General features: G+C 71.6%; 21 protein-coding genes and 1 tRNA gene. 10 read left to right on the forward strand and 12 right to left on the reverse strand.

Annotated elements, in window-relative coordinates:
• Positions 1-52: 52 nt before the first annotated feature.
• The 5 genes from MUN78_RS12015 to MUN78_RS12035 all read right to left on the reverse strand — a co-directional run bounded on the left by MUN78_RS12015 (position 53) and on the right by MUN78_RS12035 (position 4,039).
• The gene (locus MUN78_RS12015) at positions 53-433 is read right to left on the reverse strand and encodes a cupin domain-containing protein (protein WP_244726705.1); all 381 of its coding nucleotides are present in this window, start codon (positions 431-433) and stop codon (positions 53-55) included.
• Positions 430-1,851 (reverse strand): NAD(P)/FAD-dependent oxidoreductase, encoded by a 1,422-nt coding sequence (locus MUN78_RS12020; RefSeq protein WP_244726706.1) that lies wholly within the window; start codon positions 1,849-1,851, stop codon positions 430-432. The genes MUN78_RS12015 and MUN78_RS12020 overlap by 4 nt, the downstream gene beginning before the upstream one ends.
• A gap of 207 nt (positions 1,852-2,058) precedes the next feature.
• Positions 2,059-2,256, reverse strand: coding sequence for an HPP family protein (locus MUN78_RS12025; protein WP_244726708.1), 198 nt, complete (start codon positions 2,254-2,256; stop codon positions 2,059-2,061).
• A gap of 46 nt (positions 2,257-2,302) precedes the next feature.
• The gene (locus MUN78_RS12030) at positions 2,303-3,085 is read right to left on the reverse strand and encodes a CYTH domain-containing protein (RefSeq protein ID WP_244726710.1); all 783 of its coding nucleotides are present in this window, start codon (positions 3,083-3,085) and stop codon (positions 2,303-2,305) included.
• 9 nt (positions 3,086-3,094) lie between these two features.
• Positions 3,095-4,039, reverse strand: coding sequence for an EamA family transporter (locus MUN78_RS12035; RefSeq protein WP_244726712.1), 945 nt, complete (start codon positions 4,037-4,039; stop codon positions 3,095-3,097).
• 48 nt (positions 4,040-4,087) lie between these two features.
• On the opposite strand from MUN78_RS12035, the gene MUN78_RS12040 reads away from it, so the two are divergent.
• From MUN78_RS12040 to MUN78_RS12055, 4 genes are all read left to right on the forward strand, one after another.
• On the forward strand, positions 4,088-4,633 hold the full coding sequence (locus MUN78_RS12040; RefSeq protein ID WP_244726714.1) for a hypothetical protein: 546 nt from the start codon (positions 4,088-4,090) through the stop codon (positions 4,631-4,633).
• Between the two features lie 191 nt (positions 4,634-4,824).
• Complete coding sequence (locus tag MUN78_RS12045; protein ID WP_244726716.1) at positions 4,825-5,934, forward strand: GTP-binding protein; 1,110 nt, start codon at positions 4,825-4,827, stop codon at positions 5,932-5,934.
• A gap of 153 nt (positions 5,935-6,087) precedes the next feature.
• Complete coding sequence (locus tag MUN78_RS12050; protein WP_244690180.1) at positions 6,088-6,381, forward strand: hypothetical protein; 294 nt, start codon at positions 6,088-6,090, stop codon at positions 6,379-6,381.
• Between the two features lie 375 nt (positions 6,382-6,756).
• Positions 6,757-6,829: transfer RNA gene (locus MUN78_RS12055), tRNA-Arg, on the forward strand.
• 89 nt (positions 6,830-6,918) lie between these two features.
• Here the strand turns inward: MUN78_RS12055 and MUN78_RS12060 are convergent.
• The 3 genes from MUN78_RS12060 to MUN78_RS12070 form a co-directional block, all read right to left on the reverse strand.
• Positions 6,919-7,656, reverse strand: a complete 738-nt coding sequence (locus tag MUN78_RS12060; RefSeq protein ID WP_244726718.1) for an NlpC/P60 family protein — start codon at positions 7,654-7,656, stop codon at positions 6,919-6,921.
• Positions 7,657-7,856: 200 nt separating this feature from the next.
• Entirely contained in the window at positions 7,857-9,209 is a 1,353-nt protein-coding gene (gene gdhA / locus MUN78_RS12065; protein WP_244726720.1) for an NADP-specific glutamate dehydrogenase, read from the reverse strand.
• A gap of 134 nt (positions 9,210-9,343) precedes the next feature.
• Positions 9,344-10,036 (reverse strand): iron-dependent transcriptional repressor DtxR, encoded by a 693-nt coding sequence (locus tag MUN78_RS12070; RefSeq protein ID WP_244690184.1) that lies wholly within the window; start codon positions 10,034-10,036, stop codon positions 9,344-9,346.
• 126 nt (positions 10,037-10,162) lie between these two features.
• Between MUN78_RS12070 and serC the strand changes: the two genes are divergently transcribed.
• Positions 10,163-11,278, forward strand: a complete 1,116-nt coding sequence (serC, locus tag MUN78_RS12075) for a phosphoserine transaminase (protein WP_244726723.1) — start codon at positions 10,163-10,165, stop codon at positions 11,276-11,278.
• A 283-nt stretch (positions 11,279-11,561) separates the two neighbouring features.
• Here the strand turns inward: serC and MUN78_RS12080 are convergent, their stop codons facing one another.
• A complete protein-coding gene (locus tag MUN78_RS12080; RefSeq protein ID WP_244726725.1) occupies positions 11,562-12,212 on the reverse strand; it encodes a DUF3027 domain-containing protein in 651 nt (216 codons plus the stop codon).
• A gap of 19 nt (positions 12,213-12,231) precedes the next feature.
• Positions 12,232-12,609 (reverse strand): cold-shock protein, encoded by a 378-nt coding sequence (locus tag MUN78_RS12085; RefSeq protein WP_244690189.1) that lies wholly within the window; start codon positions 12,607-12,609, stop codon positions 12,232-12,234.
• 148 nt (positions 12,610-12,757) lie between these two features.
• On the opposite strand from MUN78_RS12085, the gene MUN78_RS12090 reads away from it, so the two are divergent.
• The 5 genes from MUN78_RS12090 (at position 12,758) to MUN78_RS12110 (ending at position 19,034) form a co-directional block, all read left to right on the forward strand.
• Positions 12,758-13,024 (forward strand): hypothetical protein, encoded by a 267-nt coding sequence (locus tag MUN78_RS12090; protein WP_244690191.1) that lies wholly within the window; start codon positions 12,758-12,760, stop codon positions 13,022-13,024.
• 1,173 nt (positions 13,025-14,197) lie between these two features.
• Positions 14,198-15,010 carry a helicase-associated domain-containing protein gene (locus tag MUN78_RS12095; protein WP_244726726.1) on the forward strand — a complete coding sequence of 271 codons (813 nt, stop codon included), beginning with the start codon at positions 14,198-14,200 and terminating at the stop codon, positions 15,008-15,010.
• 84 nt (positions 15,011-15,094) lie between these two features.
• Positions 15,095-16,771: a DNA repair helicase XPB gene (locus MUN78_RS12100; RefSeq protein ID WP_244726728.1), complete on the forward strand. Its 1,677-nt coding sequence runs from the start codon at positions 15,095-15,097 to the stop codon at positions 16,769-16,771.
• 63 nt (positions 16,772-16,834) lie between these two features.
• Positions 16,835-17,536 (forward strand): response regulator transcription factor, encoded by a 702-nt coding sequence (locus MUN78_RS12105; protein WP_244690197.1) that lies wholly within the window; start codon positions 16,835-16,837, stop codon positions 17,534-17,536.
• A gap of 1 nt (position 17,537) precedes the next feature.
• The gene (locus tag MUN78_RS12110; protein WP_244690198.1) at positions 17,538-19,034 is read left to right on the forward strand and encodes a sensor histidine kinase; all 1,497 of its coding nucleotides are present in this window, start codon (positions 17,538-17,540) and stop codon (positions 19,032-19,034) included.
• A 52-nt stretch (positions 19,035-19,086) separates the two neighbouring features.
• Here the strand turns inward: MUN78_RS12110 and MUN78_RS12115 are convergent, their stop codons facing one another.
• Together MUN78_RS12115 and MUN78_RS12120 are read right to left on the reverse strand one after the other, a co-directional pair.
• Positions 19,087-20,568: an APC family permease gene (locus MUN78_RS12115; RefSeq protein ID WP_244726730.1), complete on the reverse strand. Its 1,482-nt coding sequence runs from the start codon at positions 20,566-20,568 to the stop codon at positions 19,087-19,089.
• Positions 20,565-21,875 (reverse strand): metal-dependent hydrolase family protein, encoded by a 1,311-nt coding sequence (locus MUN78_RS12120; protein ID WP_244726732.1) that lies wholly within the window; start codon positions 21,873-21,875, stop codon positions 20,565-20,567. Before MUN78_RS12120 ends, MUN78_RS12115 begins: the two co-directional genes overlap by 4 nt.
• Positions 21,876-21,954 lie beyond the last annotated feature (79 nt).

The raw sequence follows: 21,954 nt of genomic DNA on the forward strand, positions 1-21,954 counted from the left end.
CCAGGGGAGCCCCGGGGCACCGAGGCCCTCGCCCTCCGGGGGGCCGCGCTCGTCACTCCGCCGCGAGGTAGACCTTCCGGACATGCTCGTCGACGGTCCAGCGCGTCCGGGTCCCCGCGACGAGTCGCATGACGTAGCCGGCGCCGACCTCGATCGTGCGCCCCGCCTCCTCCGGGCGCCCCGGCACCTCGAGCAGTTCGATGACCGCCGCGCCGGAGAGCACGACGAAGCACTCGTCGACCTCGGTGTCGGTGACGGCGCCGCCGCGGAGCTCCCAGATGCCGAGCTGGGTCGCGCCCACGGCACCGAGCTCGAGGATGCCCTGACGCGGCTCCCCCGACACGGTGTCGGCGGCGTCGACCCGCTCGAGCTCGAGCTCGACGTCGAGGCCGCGCACGACGGCGTTGCGCCCTTCGGGCAGCCCGCCGCTCACGAGTCGAACCCGAAGCCGATGGCGTCCATGGCCTTCAGGAAGACGTTGCGCTTGCCGCCGTTGTGATCCGCCCGGTCGAAGGACCAGCGGAAGAGGTTCACGCCGATCGACGCCGCGGGCTCGGGCGGGAAGGGCAGCGGCATCTGCTGCACCATCTGGAGCTCGGTGCGCTCGGTGACGCGGCCGGCGAAGCGATCGGCGATGACGTCCGCCGCGAAGTGGGTGGCGCCGACGCCGAGACCCGTGAAGCCGGAGACGTACTGCACGCGACCGCCGTACGCCTGGCCGAAGAAGGCGCAGAAGCGGGTCGAGGAGTCGATCGCTCCGGCCCAGCGGTGCGTGAAGCGGATGCCGGCGAGCTGCGGGAAGGTCGTGAAGAAGTGGCTCGCGAGCTTCCGATGGCTCTCCATGCGATCCTCGTACTCGGCCTTGATGCGGCCGCCGGAGTGGTAGACCGCGTCGTAGCCGCCCCAGAGGATCCGGTTGTCCTTCGTGAGCCGCGAGTAGTGGAACTGGTTCGCGAGGTCGGAGAGTCCCTCGCGGCCCTCCCAGCCGATCGAGGCGAGCTGCTCCTCGCTCAGCGGCTCGGTCATGAGCACGTAGTCGTACACCGGGATCGTGTGGAGGCGGTAGCGCTTGAGGAGCGAGGGGAAGACGTTGGTGCACAGCGCGACCCGCTCGGCGGTGACGGTGCCGGCGGCGGTGACGAGCCGGATCGGCGCGCCGCTCGCACCGTCGAGGCGCTGCACGGGCGTGTGCTCGTGGATCTCGACGCCGATCTCCGCGGCGTGCCGCGCGAGCTCCGCCGCGAGCTTCGCGGGGTGCACGTTCGCGTTCTCGCGTGGCGAGAAGTCGGCGCCGAGGAAGGTCGGCGAGTTGATGCGGGCGCGGGCGCCCTCGGCGTCGAGCGTCACGACTTCGGCGTCCTCGCTCTCGCCGAGCCACTCGACCTGATAGGGCTCGTTCGCGACGGACATGGTGCCGTTGCGCTCGAAGTCGACGTCGAGGCCGTGCTCGGCGATGAAGCGCTCGATCGCATCGAGGTTCTCGTAACCGAGGCGGCGCAGCGTGCCGGTCTCCTCCGGCCAGCGCGCCTCGGCGTTCGGCTCGCCGTGGGTGATGCTCGCCTCGCAGAAGCCGCCGTTGCGGCCGGACGCCGCCCAGCCGATCCGCACGGCTTCGAGCAGCACGATCCGCCGCTCCGGGTGCTCGGTCTTCAGTTTGATGGCGGTCCAGAGGCCCGCGAAGCCGCCGCCCACCACGGCGTCGTCCACGCGGGCGTCGCCCGGCAGGGCAGGGTACTCCGCAACGGAGCCGGCGATGTCGTCGGTCCAGAAGCAACCGAGCTTCGTGGTCGCGAGCGAGGCGTCGACGATCCCGGCTGCGGGCTTGTGGGTTTCGAAGATGATGGACTGCATGGGGCTCCCCGTTTCGGCGTCTCCCCCGATCCTCGCACATCCGCCTCGCATTGTAAATGGCCATGTCAATGGCGTTGACTACACGGAGCACCTGCGCTCTCGCCGCACCGGCGGTCTCGCCGCACCGGCGGTCTCGCCGCACCGGCGCACGCGGCCGCGCCCGGCTCGCACGGTTCCGGCGACTCCGATCACCGCGCAGCCGCGACGCTAGGCGGCCGGCGGCTTCATGATCGCGCCGGTCGCGAGGCCGAGCGCGAGGCCCGCCGGCACCCACAGCCAGAACTGCGTGAGCGCCCCGATGACGACGCCGACGACGGCGCCCATGACGAGGCCGACGATGATCTGCTTGCGCCGCGCCTGCGGGGTGGGCTGCTCGGGCTTGCCCGGCTTCGATCCCTTGCTCATGCCCTCCAGCCTACGTGGCGCGCACCGGCTGCTCGCCGCGGGAATCTCAGGATCCGGCGTCAGCGGCTCCCGCGCCCGCCGCGGCGGCCCCGGTCGACCCGGCATCCGCCGTCCCGGCGGTCCCCGCCGCCCGATCCGCGCGGTCGAGGGCCGCGAGCGCTGCGAGCGTCTCCGCCCCGGCTCCCGCGGCCCGCGCGGCGGCGCCGAGCTGCCCGGTCGCCCGCGCGATCTTCGCGAAACTGAGCGAATGCGTCGCACCCGCCGCGAGGAGCACGGGCTCGACGAGATCGAGGATCCGCGCGTCCCCCGCGAGGAGCTCCGCCTCCCATTCGCGCCAGGCCCGGGAGACGGGCGCGTCCCCCTCGGCGAAGGATCGCGCGCGCACGCTGTCGTCGGCGAGCTCCACGCGCGCCGCGCCCGAGGCGTCGCGCAGCACCACGACCGAGCGCTCCGTGCGGAGCTCGGCGATCTCGCGCACGGCGTCGGCCGCCGCACCGATCCGCTCCCGGAGCTCGGCGCGCAGCCCGTCGGGCATCGCCTCCGCCGGCGGCCACAGCAGCTCGCGGACGCCGTCCGCACCGCGCTGCTTCAGATGCCAGCCGGCGTCCTTGCCGCCCGCGCGGCTGCGCAGGGCGAACCCGCGCCGGGCGAGCTTCCCGGTCGCGGTGTCGAAGTAGCGCGCCACGAGCCGGTGCATGACCGGCGCCTCCGCGACGAGGCCCGCCGCGGAGAAGTCGCGCGGCAGGAGCACCCCCCGACTCGCCTCGTACTTCCGCTCGATCTCGAGGGAGGCGACTCCGGGCTCTGGGGCATCCGCTGCATGGCTCACGCGATCAGCCTACGACGCCGGATCCGGCGCGGGCGCCGCCGGCTCGTCGGTCCCCGACCCGGGCGGCCCCGCCGTCCGGCGCTTGCCGCCCGCGAGCCAGACGATCCCGGCTCCCGCGGCGACGACCAGCACGACGCCGCAGAGCGCCACCGGGGTGAGGAGCTGTCCGAGCAGCAGTGCGCCGATGAGCGTTCCCATCACGGGGTCGAAGGCGAAGAACACGCCGAGCACGCGCGCCGAGGTGAGGCGGCCCGCGATCGTGTCGACCGTGAAGGCGAGCGCCGTGCCGAGCAGCGCCGAGACGACGAGCGCGAGCAGGTGCTCGGGGCGCAGCTGCGGCATCGCTGGCACGGAGAACGGCAGCGTGAGCACGGCCGCGACGGTCACGGACAGCGCGACGCCGGGCAGGCCGCCCTCGGATTGGCCGACGCGCGCCGCCAGCAGGGTGTAGAGCCCGAAGGCGGCGCCCGCGAGCACGGCGAACATCAGGCCGAGGGGATCGAGCTCGCCGCCGAAGCCCGCGATGAGGGCGACCCCGAGCAGGGCGACGACAGCGAGGAGCCCCTCCCTGACCCGCCGGGCCGCGACCAGGGCGACCGCGCAGGGGCCGAGGAAGTCGATCGTGGTCGCGACGCCGAGGGGCAGCCGATCCACCGCGAGATAGAGGAAGGCGTTCATCGTGGCCATCGCGACGCCGTAGAGCACGATCCCGAACCACTCGGCGCGGCTCCGACCGCGCACGCGGGGCCGGAAGATCGCGAGCAGGATCGCGGCGGCGATGAGCATGCGCAACGAGCTCGTGCCGAGCACGCCGAGCGGCGCGAACAGCCCGAGGGCGACGACGGCGGAGAGCTGCATCCCGATGGAGCCCGTGAGCACGAGGAGCATGGCGCGCACGGTGTTCGTCCGGGCCGAGCGCTGCACCGCGCGCTGCGCGCCGGACGAAGTGGTCATCCCATCGAGTCTAGCTCTGCGTCTGGCCGCCCCGAATACACTGGCGGGATGAGCGGAGCACAGGAATCGGCGGCGCGCGAGCGCGCCCTTCTGGCCTGCGCGGAAGCCGTCGAGCGTCTCCGCGCCGCGGACGTCGCGCCCGAGGCGCTCGCCGAGTACGTGCCGCCGCGCCGGGGGCTGCTGCGCACACGACCGGCGACCATGCGCCCGCTCGGCGAGGCATGGCGGATCGGCGCGCTGCTGCTCGGCACCGACGGGCGCCTCTTCGCGCTCGGCCGGGCCACGCGGGCGGCGGAGCGCGGGCGCCCCGGCTATCAGGACCTCTCGCGCGAGGAGCGTCGCGAGATCGCCGCGGCCGCGCTCCGCGGCGGCTACGCAGCGGGCACGCCCGTCAACTACGACGCCGTCGCCCTCCCCCTCGACGACCCCGCGGGGCTCGCGGCGCTCGCCGACCCGGGCTCCCCGCTGGGCTTCGCCGAGGGCGAGATCCGGGTGCGCTGGCGCGCGGGGGCGCCGCTCGCCGGAGCCCCCGCGCTCTCGGCGTTCCTCGCGGAACGCGTCGCGCTGCTCATCGATCCGCCCGTCGGGTCGTGAGCCGGGCCGAGCCGGAGATCGAGCTCGGCTCCGGGTGCCGGTTGGCGCAGCAACGATCTCAGCGACGCGCGAATCCTCACGCCTCCCCTTCTTGTTGATAATCGTTATCATTACATGGAGTCATCGCCCCAGTCGACGCCGCACACACAGGCGGCGCGCGCATCGGCGGCGCGCGAACACGGAAGGACCACATGGACCGAGTGAACATCACCGCCGTCGTCGGCGCGTGCGCCCCCGAACGGCAGCAGTACGCCCGCCGCCTCGCAGCCGCCCCGCCCCGCATGCTCGTCTCGGCCGCGCGCCTCGCGATGTCCCCCGACCCCCTCGATGAGGCGCTCGCGCTCGCTCCGTGGAGCGACCGGGCGTCCGGCGCCGTCGTCGAGTTCCCGGCGGAGGTCCCCGTCGCCAGGATCATCGGCGCCTTCGCGGAAGGCGCTGAGGACTTGCAGCTGCGGGAGATCGTCTGCGTGGTCGACGCGCTCCACCTGATGCAGGAGCTCGCCCGAGACGACTACGCCGTGCGACGGGTTCCGGGCCGACCCGGCATCGACGGGATCGCGCGGGCGCTGCTCGCCGCGACGCAGATCGAATTCGCCTCGACGGTCGTGCTCGTGAATTGGGAGGCGGTGGAGACGCCTGAGCTCTCGACCGCAATGGCGCTCGTGAGCCACCTCGCACCCGCGGCGCGCCTGCGGCTGCACCGCGACGGCGAGGATTCCGGATCCGGAGCCGCAGGGGCGAGCGGTGGCGGCTTCGGGGCCGCGCAGGAGCGACCGGGATGGGTCGCGATCCTGAACGGCGACTTCGACCCGCATATGACCGATCCGCGCGTGCGGGCCTTCCGATACGAGCAGCTCCGCCCGTTCCACCCGGGGCGGCTCGCGCGGCTCCTGGACGAACGCATCGAAGCGGCCGCGTTCGGCACGGTGCTCCGCTCCGTCGGATTCTGCCGCCTCGCCACGCGTCCCGGCGTCGTCGCCCGATGGGACCACGTGGGTCGGATGATCTCCTTCGATCCGCTGGCGCTCGACGGCCCCGCGGTCCGGTTCGACGCCGCCCGGGACGCCGACGACGCCGGGGTCACGGCGGAGCTCGGATCCGAATGGGCGGATGCCGCCGGACTGCTGGCGCTCGGTCAGGATCTCGCCGTCATCGGCCTCGATCTCGACGTCGACGGATTGCGAGCCGCGCTCGACGAGGCCGCACTCGACGACGCCGAGTTCGCCGCCGGTCCCGCATCCTGGATCGGCCTCCCCGACCCCTTCCCCTCGTGGCCGGGTGTGCCGCACGGGACACGCTGAGCGCCCCTCGCCCGGTGATCGGTATGCCGGTCGCCGGCGTGGCGGTCGCCGGTGTGGCGGTCACCGGCGCACGGGCGCCGGCGCACTGATGAGACGCCGCGGGGGCATCGGTGCTGCCGCCGCGCCCGGTTCGGCTTCGTTAGGATGGCGGCCATGCCCCCGATCGAGAGCCGTTCCGACGCCGTCCGGAGTCGGAACCGCCACCTGCTGGCGCTCCTCGCCGGTGTGGTCGCCGCGCTGGTGCCGTTCCTCGTGCAGGAGGGCGTGCCCGGCTACGTCCTCTACCTGGCCGTTGCGGTCGTCGCGGTCGCCATCGGCGCGCGCGCAGTGCGCCGACGCGGGCCGCTCCTCTGGGCGGCGATCGCGGGCCTCGTCCTCGCGTCCCTCATCCTCCTCTTCGCCGCCTCGCTGCTGACCGTCGGCCTGACCCGGATCCTCGCCGGCTGACCCCTCGCGACCCCGCTCTCTCCATCGTGCGCTCGTCGTCGCGCCCTCGCGCTCGACGTCCCTCCCTCGCGCTCCCCGCGCGCCCCGTCGCGCGCTCGACGTCGCTCCCCCACGCGTCCTCCGAGCTCCGAGAGGATCGCGTCGCGCGGGATCCCGTCGTGTCATCGCCCGACCCGCGGGAACGGATCCGGCCGCAGATCACTCACCCCAGCCCCACGCACGTCAGAAGTTGCGGCCTGAGGCACCGTGCAGTGACATCTTCTGACGTGCGAAGACGGTGACGACGATGACGGTGACGATTGCGACGGCGACGACGGCCCGGCGCGGATCGCGGGCGGGCCGTGCGCTAGACTCTCAGAGGCCGTTCGCGGCTCCGCCCCAGTAGCTCAGTGGATAGAGCACTTCTCTCCTAAAGAAGGTGTCGGAGGTTCGATTCCTCTCTGGGGCACTCCTCATCTACGCCCGCTCCCGCGCCGCGGGCACACGAAAACGGGCGGGGCCGAAGCCCCGCCCGTTTCGACGTCGTCGCCGTGCGGATCAGCCGAAGCGGACCACACCGTTGGGCGCACCGTCGAGGAACGCGCTCGCGATCACGGTCTGGTTGCCGCCGTAGCCGCCGTGCACGGCCTGGCCGTTGCCGATGTAGACGGCGACGTGACGCCCGGACCAGACGAGCACGTCGCCGGGGGCGTAGTCGCCGCTCGTGACGAGCGTGCCGCCGAGGCCGGTGTACTCGCCGACCTGTGTGCCGAGGTCGCCGGCGGGGATGCCGATCGCGCGCAGCGAGCGCTCGACGAGCGCGGTGCAGTCCTGGTACTGGCCGAGCTGGGCCATCGCCGCGGCGACGATGCCCTGAGCGCCGGCACCCGCGGGCACGTCGGCGCCGGAGTAGCCGTTCGACTTCGGGGTCTCACCCGCACCGCCGGCAGCAGCGGCGTTCTGAGCAGCCTGCTCCTCGGCGGCCTTGGCCGCGGCCTCTTCAGCGGCCTTGGCGGCGGCCTCCTGCTCGAGGATCTCCGCGCCGACCTCGCCATCGGGCGCGGTCAGCGGCAGCACGCTGGCGTCCACGTCGACCGTCTCGAGCGTCTGCGCGGCCGCGAAGCCGTCGGGCATGCCCTCGGGGTCGGGGCTCGTGGCGTACGCCGGGAGACTGAAGGTCCCAACGAGGCCGAAACTGAGTACGGCAGCTCCCGCCATCTGCGCGACGCGCTTCGCCTTGGTGGACTTGGCGCCGTCGCCGACGAGTGCGAGGTCCGTGCTGGGGTTCTGAGCCACGAGAATATCTGCCTAACGTTCGCTTACTGTTCTCTGTCCTGCATGAGGAACGGCCCTTCCGGACCGCGACCGTTCAAGGGTAACCGAAGATCACGAAATTGTCACGCTCACCCGCGGCAACCCTCGGTTCGCCCGGAAACACCGGGAAATCCGGGGCGCCGAGACGCCCCGGAATCTCTCGACGTCGAGCGAATCAACGGTCAGATCACGCCCTGCTCGAGCATCGCCTGCGCCACGGTCACGAATGCCGCGGAGTTCGCGCCCAGCACGTAGTCGCCGGGCCGCCCGTAGCGCTCCGACGCCGCGTAGCTCGCCTCGTGCACGTCGCGCATGATGCCGTGCAGGCGGGACTCGCTCTTGTCGCGATCCCAGCGCGAGCGCGCCGCGTTCTGGCTCATCTCGAGCGCCGAGGTCGCCACGCCTCCCGCGTTCGCGGCCTTGCCCGGGGCGAAGAGCACCCCCGCCCCCTGGAAGAGCTCCACGGCCTCCGGCGTGGTCGGCATGTTCGCCCCCTCGGAGACCGCGCGCACGCCGTTCTTCAGCAGCGTCCGCGCGGCTTCGGCGTCGAGCTCGTTCTGCGTGGCGCACGGGAACGCGAGCTGCGCGGGCACGTCCCACACCGAGCCGCCGGCGACGAATCTCGCGGAGGGGCGGCGGGCCGCGTACTCCGAGATCCGGGCGCGCTCGACCCCCTTCACCTGCTTGAGGACCTCGAGGTCGATGCCCTCCTCGTCCACGATGTACCCGCTGGAATCGGAGGCGGTGAGCGCTCGCCCGCCGAGCTGCTGGATCTTCTCGATCGCGTAGGTGGCGACGTTGCCCGATCCCGACACCACCGCGTGGCGGCCCTCGATCGCCTCGCCCGCGCGCAGCAGCATCTCCTCCGCGAAGAAGACCGCGCCGTACCCGGTCGCCTCGGTGCGCACCTCGGCACCGCCCCAGCCGACGCCCTTCCCGGTGAGCACGCCCGCCTCGTAGCGCTGCGTGATGCGCCGGTACTGCCCGAAGAGGTAGCCGATCTCGCGCGCCCCGACGCCGATGTCGCCGGCGGGGATATCGGTGTGCTCGCCGATGCGGTGCACGAGCTCCGTCATGAAGCTCTGGCAGAAGCGCATGACCTCCGCGTCGCTCCTGCCCGAGGGGTCGAAGTCCGAGCCGCCCTTGCCGCCGCCGATGCGCTGCGAGGTGAGCGCGTTCTTGAAGATCTGCTCGAAACCGAGGAACTTCACGACGGAGAGGTTGACCGTCGGGTGGAAGCGCAATCCCCCCTTATAGGGGCCGAGCGCCGAGTTGAACTGCACACGGAACCCTCGGTTGACCCGCACCCTGCCGGCATCATCGGTCCACGGGACCCGGAAGATGAGCTGGCGCTCCGGCTCCACCAGCCGCTCGAGGATCCCCGCCTCGATGAACTCGGGATGCTCCGCGAGCACCGGGGCGAGGGTCTCCAGCACCTCGCGGGCGGCCTGCAGGAACTCGGCCTCTCCGCTGTTGCGGGTCTCGACCGCCTCGAGCACGGACTGCAGGTGGGCTTCGGGGGTGGGCAACGTCACAAGCGACTCCTCGGTCTATCAACTCCATTGGTGGACTGTCCGGGGCCCGGACGGTTCCTGTGCGCGCCGCTCCTCGGCGCCGCGCAGCCCTCACCCGGGCGACGTGCGCGCCGCCCGGGTGAGCCGCGTCCCGCCTACTGCGAGACGAAGAGGTGGGCGGCGACCTCCAGCGGGAGGTCGATCGCCTCGCTCGATCCCTCGACCTCCACGTGCACGGTCGTGCCGCGGCGGGAGAAGGAGGCCCGGCTGCCGGGGAGCACGCCGGCGGAGGCCAGCTGCTCCAGCAGCTCGGGATCGGTCTGCACGGGCTCAGCCAGGCGCTTGATGCGCGCCGTGACGCTGGCTTCGGGATCGATGAGCAGTTCCCCGAGCCCGACGACCCCGGTCTGGAAGGAACCGGCGCGCACGTCGCCGAGCTCTTCGAGACCCGGGATCGGATTGCCGTAGGGCGACTCGGTGGGATGGTCGAGGATGGTCAGCAGCTTCCGCTCGACGCGCTCGCTCATGACGTGCTCCCATCGGCACGCCTCCTCGTGCACGAAGGCCCACTCGAGTCCGATGACGTCGGACAGCAGCCGCTCGGCGAGCCGGTGCTTGCGCATGACGTGCACGGCCTTGGTGCGGCCGGGGCCGGTGAGTTCGAGCCGGCGATCGTCGGTGACGACGACGAGCCCGTCGCGCTCCATGCGCCCCACGGTCTGCGACACGGTCGGCCCGGAGTGCCCGAGCCTCTCCGAAATGCGCGCGCGCAGGGGGACGATCCCCTCCTCCTCGAGCTCGAGGATGGTGCGGAGGTACATTTCGGTCGTATCGATCAGATCCGTCATCAGCGGTCCTCTCCAACTTAGGGTCGCCTTACAGCCTAGAGCATGGCCGCGACGACGGCGGAGGCGAGGATCGGCGCACGCATCGACGCCGCGGGGCGGTCCTGACGGATCGGTAGACTCGTGCGCATGGCCGACATCACGATCCCCACCGAACTCCTGCCCGCCGACGGTCGCTTCGGGTGCGGCCCTTCGAAGGTGCGCTCCGAGCAGCTCGACTTCCTCGCGACGCTGCAGCCGCGCGTCCTCGGCACCTCCCATCGGCAGGCCCCCGTGAAGGATCTCGTCGGCAACGTCCGTTCGGGGCTCGCAGAGCTCTTCCGCGCGCCGGAGGGCTACGAGGTGCTCCTCGCCAACGGCGGCGCGACCACCTTCTGGGACTCGGCGGTCCACTCGCTCATCGAGCGCCGCAGTCAGCATCTCGCCTTCGGCGAGTTCGGGTCGAAGTTCGCGAAGGCCGCGCAGGCCGCACCGTTCCTCGAGGACCCCGACGTGCGCAGCGCCGACGCGGGTTCGCGCTCCCAGACCGCACCGCTCGCGGGGGTCGACGTCTACGCCTACCCGCACAACGAGACCTCGACGGGCGTCATGGCCCCCGTCCGCCGCGTCACGGGCGACCCGGGCGCGCTCACCGTCGTCGACGCGACGAGCGGCGCCGGCGGCATCGACTTCGATGCGTCCGAGGTCGACGTCTACTACTTCTCGCCGCAGAAGAACTTCGCCTCCGACGGCGGGCTGTGGTTCGCGCTCGTCTCCCCCGCGGCCATCGAGCGCATCGAGCGCGTGGCGGCCTCCGGGCGGTACATCCCCGAGACGCTCAATCTCGCGGGGGCGCTCGAGAACTCGCGGAAGAATCAGACCCTCAACACGCCCGCGCTCGCGACGCTCGGACTCATGGACGAGCAGATCCGGTGGATCAACGGCCAGGGCGGCCTCGCCTGGGCGGCGTCGCGGACCGCGGAGTCGTCCGGCGTGCTCTACGACTGGGCCGAGCGCACCGCGGCCGCGACGCCGTTCGTCTCCGATCCGGATCACCGCTCGCAGGTCGTCGTGACGATCGACTTCGACGAGTCCGTGGACGCCGCGGAGATCTCCCGCGCCCTCCGCGCGAACGGGATCGTCGACACCGAGCCCTACCGCAAGCTCGGCCGCAATCAGCTGCGCATCGCGACGTTCACGGCGATCGAGCCCGATGACGTGCGCGCGCTCACTGGCGCGATCGACTACGTGCTCGAGCGTCGATAGCGTCCCGCAGAAGAGCGGCACGACCCGAGGACAATAGGGGGAAAACCTCGGGCCGTCCGCGTCCGACCGGGCGTCGAGACCGACGCCCGGAGTCTCGATGTCCGCTCATATGAGCCCCCGTTGTATGGAGAGCAACACTACGGGGAGGATCGCGGCGGCGGGATCCGGGCATCCTACGTATTTTCCGCGGTTCGCTCGCGCGCGGCCCCGGACGGGACGGCTGAGGGCCGCGCCGATCCGGCACGGCCCTCAGCAGGGTGCGGCGCCCGCCGGGCGTCGCCGACTACTCCTCGTCGTCGGTGTCGTCCTCCGCGTCGTCGTCATCGTCCGCCTCGGCGTCGTCGTCCACGTCATCGTCCGCGAAGAGCTCGGTGTCGTCGGCGGCATCGGCGCGGTCCTCGGCATCGGCATCGTCGTCCGCGTCGTCGTCATCATCCGCGTCGTCGTCCTCGTCGAGGTCGACGCCGTCGATCTCGTCGTCGAAGTCGCTGAAGTCGTTGTCGAGCAGATCCTCATCGGGATCCACCTCGTCCTCCTCGCTGAGCTCGGCCGCGGCCTCCTCGGCGGCGGCGGCCTCGTCCGAGGCCTGACGCGCCTGGGTCTCGCGGTACTGCGCGAGTCGCTCGGACCACGGCACCCAGTCGGGCGCGACCACGGCGCCGACGCCCGGGAGGAGCTCGACCTCGAGCACGTTGACCGGCGAGCCCTCGTCGACGCGGGCGACGGTCGCCGCCCATCGCCACCCAGGGTACCCCGGCTTCCGGCACTCGAAGAACAGGGTGAGCACGTGCGCCTCGTGCACCTCGTGCCCGTCGTCCGAGCCGATGGTCGCGGCGTCGGTGATCTCGGCGAGCGCCGCGCGCGCCTGATCGCGCGCCGCGAGCAGCACCGGATCGGCGGCCGCCGGGGCGGTCCCCGTCACGTCAGCGCTCATGGCCTGCGCCTCCCCCGACTCAGACATCGAAATCGTCCGCCACGCGGCGCAGCATGGTCGCCACCTTCCGCGACTGCTGTCGTTCGGGGTACTGCCCGTTCTTGAGGCGGCCGCCGAGGGCGTCGAGCAGCTTCACGAGATCCTCCACGATGACGGCCATTTCATCGGCGGACTTGCGGCTGCGCTTGGCCAGGCGCGGCGTGTCGATGATGCGCACGGACAGCGCCTGCGGCCCGCGCTTGCCCTCGCCCACGCTGTACTCGAGGCGCGTTCCGGGCTGCACCTCGGCGTCGTCGGGGACCACCGAGGCGTGCAGGTAGACCTGCGCGCCGTCATCCCCCTGGATGAACCCGAAGCCCTTCGCCTCGTCGTAGAACCTGACCTTGCCGTTCGGCATGCCTCGTCCCTCTCCGTCTCGAACCCTGCGGCGGCGGCCGTCGCAACGCCCGCGCACCGCGCCCGCGGGCGTGCGCCCGCATATCCATCCGAGTCTACTCCAGCGCCCTTGCTGCGAGCGCAGCCGCTTCCTCGATAAAATGGTGCGGATGTCCACTGAACCCGCTCCCCCGTCGCTCCTCGAGCGCATCCTCGCCTACGCGTCGCTCGCCATCATCGCGATCGCGCTGCTGTCCTTCTTCGCCACGCTCATCGTGGGGATGAACGATCGCTACGCCGCGGCGGAGGGGCTGTGGCCGGTGGTCTACGGCGTCTCGCTCATCGGCCTGCCGATCGGCTTCGTGCTGCTCGTCGCCCTCCTCATCATCAGCCAGCGCCGGCGGCGCGCCGAGTTCCGGCGGAACTCGGGCCGCTGAGCCCGGCCCGGCCATGAGCGGCACCCTCGCCCTCGCCACGTCCATCGCCGCGATGGACCGGGAGGCCCTCGAACGCCTCGTGGCGCGGCGACGCCCCCAGGCGCCGAACAGCGTGCTCGACCCCATCGGCCTGGCCGCGGAGCTCCTCCGCCCCGACTCGATCGCCCGAGCCATCGCCCCGCTCGATCGCTCCGCGCTCGCCCTCCTCGGCGACGCGGCGCCGCTGCCGGACGGTGCGGGCGACGCAGACGGTACGGGCGATGCAGGCGGTGCGGGCGATGCAGGCGGTGCGGGCGACGCGGCCGCCCGGGTCGCCGCGCTGACGGCGCTCGGGCTGCTGGGCGCCGAGGGCGCACCGGGGCCCGAGGGCGCACCGGGACCCGAGGGCGCACCGGGACCCGAGGGCGCGCCGAGAGCCTCCGGCACCGCATCGTCCCGCACGCGGCCCGCGCGACTCCCGGAGGTCGTCGCCGCGGTGCGGGAGGCCCTCGCCGAGCGGGCCGCACCCGCCCCGGCGCAGGCTGTCGGCGGGGCGGGCGCCGAGGGCGCGGCCGCGGGCGGCGGCTCCCCGGCCGCAGCGGAACCCGCGGACACGGACGCCTGGTTCGCCGCGGGGCTCACGGCGGTCGGGCAGGCGGCCGAGTGCCTCCGCCTGCTGCGGGAGCGCCCGGGGCGACTCAACCGGAACCGCACGGTCGCCGTCGCCACCGTCCGCGCCGCCGCGGAGCACACGGGCGTCGCCCCCGAGGATGTCGCGCTCGCCTTCGGGCTGCTCCAGCGCGCGGGCCTCGCTGCACCCGTCGCGGAGGAGGCGACGCTCGTGGTCTCGGCCCGCTCGGAGGGCTGGCTCGCCCTGCCCCACGGGGCGCGCTGGCTCGCCCTCGCGGACTCCCTCGCGGCCGGGCTCGCGCCCCAGCTGCGCGCCCTCCTCGGGGTCGATCCGGATCCCGGCTCGGATCTCGCGGCGGCCGCCGCGCGGCTCCCCGTGGAGTACCCGCTGCTCCCCGACGCGGATCGGAGCGCCGTCGCGGCGTTCGTCGCGGCCGCGGAGTACGCCGGCGCGACCGTCGGCGGGGTGCTGTGCCCGGCCTTCGAGCGGCTGCTCGCCGGCGACCGGGAGGCCGCCGCCGCCATCGTCGCGGCGCAGATGCCCCCCGCCGCCCCGGCGTCTACGTGCAACCGGACCTCAGCGTCGTCGTCCCGGGACCGCTGGCTCCCGAGGACGAGGCGGACCTCGCGGCGGTCACGCGGCCGGAGCACATCGGGGTCGCCTCGACGCGGCGGATCGCGGACGCCTCGGTCGCCGAAGCGCTCGACCGCGGTCGCTCGGCCGCGGAGGTGCGCGGGATCTTCACACGACTCTCCCTCACCGGGATCCCGCAGCCGCTCGACTACCTCCTCGACGCGCTGGCCGAGCGCGTCGGAAGCATCGTCGTCGCCGAGCACACGGGCGACGAGGGCCGCACGAGCATCACGGTGTCGCGCCTCGATCTCGCCGACACGCTGCTCGTCGATCGGGCGCTGCAGCATCTGCAGCTGCATCGCCGCTCCCCCACCGGCACTCGGCTCTTCTCCCGGCTGCGATCCGAGCACGTCGCGGCGGCGCTGGCCGACGCGCGCTATCACGCGAGCGGCGCTTCGGCCGATCGGGCGCCGGCACCGCCGGCCTCCCCGTCGGACGCCGCCCCGGGCGCCCCCGGCCCGAGCGACCCCGACGCGCTGCCCGCCCCGCTCGGCGCCCTCGTCGAGCGCGTCTATCTCGCCGCCCGCTCGGAGCCGGGCTCCGCGGACTTCACCCGGAGGCTCGAGCTCGCCATCCGGGACCGCAGCCCCGTGCTGGTCACGGCCGAGGCGCGCGGGCAGCGGCACACCTTCACGCTCCTGCCCGTCTCGGTGAACGGCGGCCGCCTGCGCGCGACCGACCAGTCCGCCGGCGTGGAGCGCACGCTGCCGGTGAGCGTCATCACCGCGGTCGAATCGGTCTGAGGCGCCGGACGCAGCCTCCCTCCGGCTCCACCGGACCGGCCGCCCCCAGCGCGGATCCCGGAGCCGGGAGTAGAATGGTCCGCTATGACTCTCGGCCCCCTCATCGTGCAGAGCGACCACACCGTCCTCCTCGAGGTCGCCCATCCCGACGCGGAGGACGCCAGGCACGAGCTCGCGGTGTTCGCCGAACTCGAACGCGCACCCGAGCACATCCACACCTACCGCGTCACGCGCCTCGGCCTCTGGAACGCGCGCGCCGCGGGCCACACCGCGGAGGAGATCCTCGAGACGCTGAACCGGCACGCGAAGTTCCCCGTGCCCTCGGGCGTCGCCGGCGAGATCGCCGATACGATGCGGCGCTACGGCCGCCTCACGATCGAGCGCGCCGGCGATGAGGAGTACGGCGGGGAGCACGCCGGCGAGCTGATCCTGCGCTCCGACGAGCCCGCGATCCTGCGCGAGGTCTCGAGCGCGAAGAAGATCGCGCCGCTGCTCGGAAACCGTCTCGACGAGCGCACCTATCCCGTCGAGGCGTGGGCGCGGGGCGAGCTGAAGCAGCAGCTCGTGGCCCGCGGCTGGCCGGCGGAGGATCTCGCCGGTTACACCCCGGGCGACCCGTACGACATCGAACTCGACTTCAGTCGGGAGGGGCGGGAGGACTGGGAGCTCCGCGACTACCAGGCGAAAGCGGTCGAGGCCTTCCAGCGGGGCGGTTCCGGCGTCGTCGTGCTGCCGTGCGGCGCGGGGAAGACGATCGTCGGCGCGGCCTCCATGGCCGCCGTCGGAGCGAAGACGCTGATCCTCGTCACCAACGCGGTGTCCGCCAGGCAGTGGCGCGACGAGCTGCTGCGGCGCACCACCCTCACCGAGGAGGAGATCGGGGAGTACTCCGGTCAGGTGAAGGAGGTGAAGCCCGTCACGATCGCGACCTACCAGATCCTCACGAGCCGCAGGAAGGGCGAGTACGCGCATCTCTCGCTGCTCAACGCGGAGGACTGGGGCGTCATCGTCTACGACGAGGTGCATCTCCTCCCCGCCCCGGTGTTCAAGCTCACGGCGGAGCTCCAGGCCCGCCGCCGCCTCGGACTCACCGCGACGCTCGTGCGCGAGGACGGCCGCGAGGGCGACGTCTTCAGCCTCATCGGGCCGAAGCGCTACGACGCCGCATGGAAGGACATCGAGGCGCAGGGCTTCATCGCCCCGGCGGCCTGCTTCGAGGTGCGGATCGAGCTGAGCGAGTCGGAGCGGATGGACTACGCCATCGCCGAGGATCAGGATCGCTACCGCATCGCCTCGTCCACCTTCGCCAAGCAGACGATCGCGCGGCGCATCATCGAGCGGCACCCCGGCGAGAGCGTGCTCGTGATCGGGCAGTACATCGATCAGCTGGAGGCCATGGCCGAGGCGCTCGGTGCGCCGCTCATCACGGGGCAGACGCCCGTCGACGAGCGGGAGGAGCTGTTCGGCGCCTTCCGCGCGGGCGAGACGAAGATCCTCGTGGTGTCGAAGGTCGCGAACTTCTCGGTCGACCTCCCCGACGCCTCCGTCGCCATCCAGATCTCTGGCTCCTTCGGCTCGCGCCAGGAGGAGGCGCAGCGCCTCGGACGCCTGCTCCGCCCGAAGGCGAACGGCGCCACCGCGTCCTTCTACACGCTCATCGCGCGCGACACGGTCGATCAGGACTTCGCGCAGAACCGGCAGCGCTTCCTCGCGGAGCAGGGCTACGCGTACACGATCATGGACGCCGACGAGCTGGGATGAGCGGGGCGGCACCGCCGCCGTATTGTCAGGAGCTTCATAGCGAACCATCAGAGACTGGGTTCCATGAACACTCAGCACAAGGGACCCCGGATCCTCATCGTCGACGACGAGCCCAGCATCCGCGAGCTGCTCAGTACGAGCCTGCGCTTCGCCGGCTTCGGCGTGCGCGCGGTCGGCAACGGCGCGCAGACCATCTCCGCCGTGCTCGAGGAGGAGCCCGACCTCATCGTCCTCGACGTCATGCTGCCCGACATGAACGGCTTCAGCGTGACGAAGCGCCTGCGCTCCGCCGGATACACGGCGCCCATCATCTTCCTCACCGCGAAGGACGACACCGAGGACAAGGTCGAGGGCTTGACGGTCGGCGGCGACGACTACGTCACGAAGCCCTTCAGCCTCGACGAGATCATCGCCCGCATCAAGGCCGTGCTGCGCCGCACGATCCAGGAGGACGAGGACTCCGTGCTCACGGTCGGCCCGATCACGATGGATCAGGACACCCACGAGGTCACCGTCGACGGCACCGGCGTCGAGCTCTCCCCCACAGAGTTCAAGCTGCTGCGCTACCTCATGCAGAACGCGAACCGCGTGCTCTCGAAGGCGCAGATCCTCGACCACGTCTGGGAGTACGACTTCAACGGCGACGCCGGCATCGTGGAGTCCTACATCTCCTACCTGCGCCGCAAGCTCGACCCCCTCACCGAGGAGTCGCTGATCCAGACCAAGCGCGGTTTCGGGTACATGCTCAAGACCGAAACCAAGTAGCGTGGGGCGGTTCGCCGACCGCTTCGCCGATGTGTCGCTGCGGGCGAAGATCACCGGCGTCACGGTCTTCATCCTGTTCCTCGGCCTCATCGTCGCCGGCGTCGGCACGCTCTCGGTGCTGCGCCCGATGCTGCTGAACAATCAGGAGAGCACGCTCAGGCAGCTCCACGAGGATCCGACGCCGGCGCTCGCCGCGGAGGCGGACGTCGACAACCTCACCCGCGAGGACGTGCTCTTCGCCGGGCCGCAGTTCTACGTCGCCGTGCTCGACGCGGACGGCGATCTGCAGTACGACAACACGCACGGCAAGTCGAGCTCGGCCTGGCCCGACGTGGACGGCATGTCGGCGCCCATCTCCGTCGAGTCGGTGAGCACCGGCCGCGAGCAGCCGATCTCGATCCGCAGCGGCGACGGCACGGAGTGGCGGGCCGTGGCGCTCACGATCGGCGTCTCCGGCCAGCCGGGCGGCACGCTGCTCATCGCGTCGACCACGGCCGGCATCAATCAGACCGTCGCCCAGTACGTCGTCATCTTCACCGCGTTCGGGATCGCGGTGCTGCTGCTCGGCGCCGCGCTGACGCGGATCCTCGTCACGGCGACGTTCCTGCCGCTCGCCGAGGTGGAACGGACGGCCCTCGAGATCTCGAGGGGCGACTACTCCAAGCGCATCATGGTGGCGAGTCCGCACACGGAGGTCGGGCACCTCGGCGAATCGCTGAACATCATGCTCGACCGGCTCGACGGTTCGCTGGAGGAGCGCGCGCGCACGATCGAACGCATGCGGCGCTTCATCGGCGACGCGAGCCATGAGCTGCGCACCCCGCTCGTCTCCGTCCGCGGCTACGCCGAGCTCTACCGGATGGGCGCGCTGCAGGAGGGCGAGCAGACCGCGCAGGCCATGGAGCGGATCGAGAAGGAGGCCATCCGCATGACCTCCCTCGTCGAGGATCTGCTGGCCCTCGCCCGGCTCGACGAGCGCCGCCCCCTCGAGCTCGCGCAGCTCCCCCTCAACGGCCTCGCGCACGACGCCGCCCTCGACGCCGGAGTGCAGGATCCGGATCGCGCCATCACCGCGATCGAGGATCCGGCGGCGCCCGTCGTGGTCGGCGACGAGCACAAGGTGCGCCAGCTCATGACGAACCTGCTCGGCAATGCGATGCGGCACACGCCGGCGGGCAGCCCCATCGAGATCGTCGTCTCCTCCGTGCCCGCCGGCGACGGTGTCGCACCGATGGCGCGCTTCGAGATCGTCGACCACGGCGAGGGGATCCCCGAGCAGATCAGGGAGAAGATCTTCGGACGCTTCTGGCGGGCGGATACCTCCCGGAACCGCGAGACGGGCGGATCGGGGCTCGGCCTCGCGATCGTGAAGTCCATCGTCGACGCCCACGGCGGCTCCGTGAGCGTGCACGAGACCCCGGGCGGCGGCGCGACCTTCCGCGTCGATCTGCCGAGCGCGCCCCCCGGCGACGACACGGTACCGGTGCCCCGGGTCTGAGGGGCGCCGGAGCGCCGGAGCAGCGGTCGCTCCGGCACTCCGGCGGGCCGGGTCAGGGCAGCGCGGGCGACTCGGCTTCGACGTCGATCGAGTTGAGGGCCGCGTAGCGCCGCGGATCCCGGGATCGCATGCGCCATGCGATCCCGATGCCGACCGCGAAGAGGATCGGTATCGGCGCGAGCAGCGCGACGTTGATCTCGTTGGAGGCCGCCGTCAGGAGCTCCATCTGACTGACGGCCAGACCGATGAGCACGGCGAGCCCGACGGCCGACAACGCCGGCGCGACGATCACTCGCAGGCTCGAGTGCCCCCTCCGGTCCTTCCAGAAGAAGGCGACGATCGCGACAGCGGCGATCATCTCGAGCAGCAGCACGCCCAGGACGCCGGGGGCAGACGACCACAGGAACACGACCAGATAGGGGTCGGCCTGCGCGAGAGCTGCGGCGCCGAGCACGACCACTGTGATCCCGATCTGCAGCACGACTCCGCCGATCGGCGAGCCGTGGCGCGCACTGATCCTGCCGACGCGCCTGGGCAGGAGTCCCTCCCTCGCCATCGTGAAGTGATAGCGCGACGCAGCGTTGTGGAAGGCGAGTGCGGCGGCGAACGCGCTCGTGCACAGCAAGAGCTGCCCGACGTCCGCCAGCCATACCCCGACGTAGCGGGACATCGAGACGAAGGTGAGGCTGTCGACGTCGTCACCAGCGGCGAACGCGAGCGCGCCCTCGGGAGTGTATGCGACGAAGAGGCACCAGACGGAGAAGGTGTAGAACAGGCCCAAGAAGCCGATGGCGATGTAGGTCGCTCTCTGAACGGTCCGCTCCGGGTCCTTCACTTCTTCCGCGTAGAGGGCCGTCGCTTCGAAGCCGATGAATCCCCCGGCGGTCAGCACCAGCATCGCCCCGAAACCGGGATCGAGCATCACCGACGGATTGAACATCTCGAAGGAGCGCACGTCGACGTCCCCCGACCCCAGCGTGGCGACCTGGTAGACGATCAGCACGAGCACCTCGAGGATCAACGCGATCCCGAGCACCTTCGCACCCATCGTCACCTTGAAGTACCCGAGCAGCCCGACCCCGACGACCCCGACGGCAGCGATCATCCACCAGGGCACCGTCACGCCGAAGAATGATTCGAGGAGCCCCTGCCCGTAGACCGCGAACCCGGCGAGCAGGCAGACGGTCATCGCGTTGTACGCGAGCGCGGCGACGAAGCTCCCTCCGACGCCGATGGGCTTGCCGATCCCCCGGGAGATGTACGCGTAGAACGCGCCCGCGTTCTTGATATGGGGACTCATCGCCGTGAACCCGACCGCGAACATGAGCAGTATCACCGCGGGCACGAGGTAGCCGTAGGCGGTGGACAGCCCTCCAGTCCGGATCGCCAGCGGAACGACCCCGGCGACAACGGTCAGCGGCGCGGCCGCGGCCACGACGAAGAACACCAGATCGGCCGTCCCGAGCCCGGTCCGGCGGAGGCGTCTGCCGGCGACGTCGCCCGCGGCGACCGCTCCCGGGGCGCGCGAGCTCATCGCCCCGCCCCGATGCTCGCGGCGAGCGCCGCACGCGGCACGTACTCGCTCCGCGGCGTGAGCAGGTCCTTCCAGACCTGCTCGCCCCGCTGGATCCAGACGAGGTTGTCGCGGTGCAGGCTCTCGATGTCCTCCCAGGGATCGCCGTCGACGATCAGGAAGTCCGCGGCCTTCCCCTCCTCGAGGGTTCCGGTGACGTCATCGACGCGCAACGCGCGCGCGCCGATCGACGTCGCCGAGGTGAAGACGTCGTGGCGGGGCATGCCCGCCCCCACCATCGTCTTGATCTCCTCGACCGTCGAGTATCCGAAGGGAACGTCGATGCTCGAGAAGCTGTCGCTCCCCACCGCGATCTGCACTCCCGCTGCAATCGAGCTGAGGAAGTTCTGGGTCACGCGGAACTTCTCCCGCTCCACCGGAGTCGCTCCGGGGTACGCGTCCAGGCCGCCGCGCGGCGGCGGCGGATACTCGTCGAACCAGGGGCCCAGGAACAGCTGGAGCGTGGGCACGTGGACGATCCCCCGCTCCACCATCATCGTCCGGCATTCGTCGTCCAGCTCCTCGCCGTGCTCGACCGTGGCGACCCCCGCCCGAATGCAGTCCTTCGCGGCCGCCAGCGATTCCGCGTGGGCGAGCACGGGGATCCTCAGATGGTCCGCCTCGCGGATGATCGCGGTGATCTCCTCGAAGTCGAAGTGCTGATCCGTCTCGAGCTCCTTGTCCCACATCCCGCCGCCGGTCGCCCAGATCTTGATCGCATCGGAGCCCATCCGGCTCAGCGTCCGCACGGCCTTGCGCAGGTCCTCGGGGCCATCGGCGATGTACCCCCACGGGTGGCTGTGCTGCACGGTCTCCAGCGGGAGGTTGTGCGCATCGCCGTGTCCGCCGGTGCGCGAGATACCGGGCCCGCAGGCGACGATCCGAGGGCCGTCGAGGTGTCCGTGGTCCACGGCCCACTTGAGCCGGATCCCGTTTCGCGAGATGTCGCGGATCGTCGTGACTCCCCAGTCCATGAGTTCGCGCATCTGCTTCGTCGAGATGACCGCCTGACGCAGGTCGTCCTCGATCACCCAGGTCCGGTAGTCGGGACTCGACGCTCCGCCGAGATGCGTGTGGCAATCGACGAGGCCCGGCATGAGCGTGAGCCCTGAGGCGTCGATGCTCCGGGCGCCGGCCGGGGTGCCGGCGTCGTCCGCGCGGATGCCGACGATCCGGCCGTCGACCACCGTCATCGTCCCGTTCTCGATCATTCTGCCGTCACCGACGATGATGCGTCCCGCATGCACGACGGTTGTCGAATTCGTCATATGTCCTCCTCGACACACTCCTGGGCGTAAATAATTGCCAGAGTCCAATATAGCCTCCAAAATGAATGTGGCAAGCAAT

The organism is Leucobacter allii (assembly GCF_022919155.1).
GTDB lineage: Bacteria > Actinomycetota > Actinomycetes > Actinomycetales > Microbacteriaceae > Leucobacter > Leucobacter allii.